Origin of the sequence: Pseudoduganella sp. RAF53_2 (assembly GCF_052113985.1) — a bacterium.
In the GTDB taxonomy this organism is placed as follows: Bacteria; Pseudomonadota; Gammaproteobacteria; order Burkholderiales; family Burkholderiaceae_D; genus Rugamonas.
Genome location: NZ_JBFRDW010000691.1, coordinates 1 through 3072 on the forward strand (window position 1 = coordinate 1; position 3072 = coordinate 3072).

Annotated in this window: 2 protein-coding genes; both read right to left on the minus strand. The window is 63.7% G+C overall.

Annotated elements, in window-relative coordinates:
* A partial coding sequence (locus AB4Z11_RS27860; RefSeq protein WP_442029086.1) for a putative bifunctional diguanylate cyclase/phosphodiesterase occupies positions 1-1952 on the minus strand: 1952 nt, incomplete at its 3' end.
* A gap of 34 nt (positions 1953-1986) precedes the next feature.
* Positions 1987-3072 (minus strand): ATP-binding protein (locus AB4Z11_RS27865; protein ID WP_442029085.1); only part of this gene is annotated, 1086 nt, incomplete at its 5' end.

The following is a 3072-nucleotide window of genomic DNA, read 5'->3' on the forward strand; positions in this document are numbered from 1 at the left end:
TGGATCTCCTTGACGAAGCTCTGGTCGATCTTGATGGTGTGGATCGGGAAGCGGTGCAGGTAGGACAGCGAGGAATAACCCGTGCCGAAATCGTCGATCGCCACCGATACGCCCAGCTGGCACAGCTTGTTCAACTGCTCGATGGCGTACTGCGGATTGCGGATGCAGATATTCTCGGTAATCTCCACCTCGATCTGCGCCGGCGAAATACCGTAGCGCTGCAGCGCACCGCGCATCTTCTCGAAGAAATCGCCGCGGTCCAAATACTGYGGGGACAGGTTGAGCGACAGGCGGATGGTGTCACCGCCGGCCGCATTCCACATCAGCAGGTCGCGGCATAGCGCGCCGATCATCCAGTCCGAGATCGGCAGCATCAGGCCATTCTCTTCCGCGAACGGCAGGAATTCGCCAGCCGACAGCAGGCCGCGCTGCGGATGGTTCCAGCGCATCAGGCCCTCGGCGCCGATGATGCGGCCGGTGGCCACGTCGATCTGCGGCTGGTAATACATTTCCAGTTCGTTGTGCTCCAGCGCCTTGCGCAGCGACTGTTCCAGCGCAATCTTCTGGTGCGACATGTCCTGCATCGAGGAGTGGTAGAAGCTGTGGCCGTTCTTGCCCAGCGCCTTCACCTGGTACATGGCGATGTCGGCATGGCGCAGCAGTTCCTCGATGCTCTCGCCGTCGCCCGGATAGATAGCGATACCGATGGAGGCCGAGATGTGCACGATGTGGCCGTCCAGATCGAAAGGCTTCTGCAGCACTTCCAGGAACTTGTCGGCGATCGCTTTCGCATCGGCGCGGTCGCGCAGCTCCGGCAGCACGATGGTGAATTCGTCACCGCCCTGGCGCGCCAGCGTGTCGCCCTTGCGCAGGCATTCCTTCAGGCGCAGCGCGGCTTGCTGCAGCAGCTCGTCGCCCTTCACGTGGCCCAGCGTGTCGTTGACCAGCTTGAAGCGGTCCAGGTCGACGAACATCACCGCCAGTTCGGTCAGCTTGCGCTTGGCCTGGATCACGGCCAGTCCCAGGCGGTCCTTGAACAGCATGCGGTTCGGCAGGTCGGTCAGGATGTCGTGGTAGGCCTGGTAGGAAATCATCTCCTCGGCGCGCTTGCGGTCCGTGATGTCGCGCGCCACACCGTAAGTGCCGAAGAATTCGTGCTTCTCCACTTCCGCGCCCGGCACGTGCATGCCGATCGCATTCAGCGAGATCGTCATCAGCGTGTTGTTGAAGGTGCGGTCGGCGCCGACGCCGGAATTGCACTTCAGGCGCAGCTCCACATTGCGCGAGGCGCGTTCATCGACGCGGCGCTCGTTGAACACATAGCGGGCGCGTTCCTGGTCTTCGTCGTGCACCAGGATGGAGTAGTGCTTGCCCAGCAGTTCTTCGCGCGTAAAGCCCAGCAGCTGGTAGGCGCGGTCGTTGACGAAGGTAAAGCAGCCCTCGTGGTTCAGGGTGTAGATGATGTCCGGCGAAGAGTCCACCAGATAGCGGTACATCTTCTCCGAGTTTTCCAGACGCTGGCCGATACGGCGGTTTTCCACCGCGAGACGGCGCTTCTGCAGCGCGTTCTCGACGGTCTTCAGCAGCTCCGGCGGGTTGTACGGCTTGCGCAGGTAATCGTAGGCGCCGCGCTTCAGCGCGCCGATGGCGGCGTCGATGCCGGCTTCGCCGCTCATCACGATCACGTCGGCATCGATGTCCTTGGCGTTGATGAAGTCCATGATCTCGTGGCCGCTCATGTCCGGCAGGCGCAGGTCGAGCAGCACGAGGTCAAATTGCAGGCGGTTCAGGTGGGTCAGCGCTTCGCTGCCCGAGGAGGCGGTCACCAGCTGGTAGTCGTGGCCGCGCAGCAGTTCATACAGGGACGTCAGGAGACGGGGCTCGTCATCCACCAGCAGCAGGCGAGGCTGGAACTCGGGGGCCGGCGGAACTAAACCGCCGTCGGACGCCATGAGTGGGTTCGGGTTCGTCGGGTTCATCATGGCCTTATACGGAATCCATCACGCGCGCCTGCACGGTCGCGATCTGGCTGTTGCTGCCCCGGGCCGGCAGCAAGATTTCAAAAGTAGTACCCGTGGCGCCGCTGCGGCAAGTAATCTCGCCGCCCAGGCGCTTGACAAGGCTGTGAACGATGGACAGCCCCAGCCCGTGGTGCTTGCCCTCTTTGCTGCTCTTCACGGCGGTGAACAGATTGGCCAGCACCTCGGCCGACAGGCCAGGACCGCTATCCGCCACCACCAGTTCCACATACAGCTTGCGTTCGCGGTTGACCAGCCCGCGATTGGAAATCTCGATGCGGCCGCCGTCCGGCATGGCTTCCACCGAGTTCTTGATCAGATTGACGAGGATCTGCTTCAGCAGGTCGGCGTCGCCGTCGATTTCGTTCGGCTCTTCCAGCATGCGCAGGATCAGCTGCACCGAGGCCGGCACGAAGTCGGTGGCGCGGAACAGGCGCAGCACATCGTCCACCACGCGGCCGATATGGGTCACGCTGCCGGTGTCGGTCGGCTGCAGGTCGGCCAGGCCGTGGATCAACTGCCCGACGCGGTCGATCTCTTCGTTCAGGATCGACATTTCGGACACCACCGGCTCGCGCCGCGCCAGCTTGGCATCCAGCACCGACAGGTAGTTCTTGATGATCGACAGCGGGTTGTTCACCTCGTGCACCACGCGGCGCGACGCCTCGCGGTATTCCTCGGCCACATGCGCCACCTGGCGCCGTGCATGGCCGCGTTCCGAGATCGCCGTTTCCAGCGCAGCCGCGGCTTGCGTGCCGAAGGATTGCAGGAAGCGCTCGCGCTTCTGGTAGGACGRCAGCTGCCAGGTGCCCGCACCGCCCACCAGCACGCCCAGGCAGCGCTGGCCGGTCACCAGCGGCAGGCACACCATGGAGTCGGTGCCGAGGATGCGGAACAGCTGCTCTTCCGCGATGGTCAGYGGCTGCGCGCCGCGCGTGGCAAAGGCCATTTTGCGCTCGGCGGCGGCGTCCGCGATCAGACCGCCCTTGTTCAGCGGGATGGAGAATTCGGCCAGACGCTGCTGGGCTTCTCCGGTGCCGAAGCCTTCCAGCGC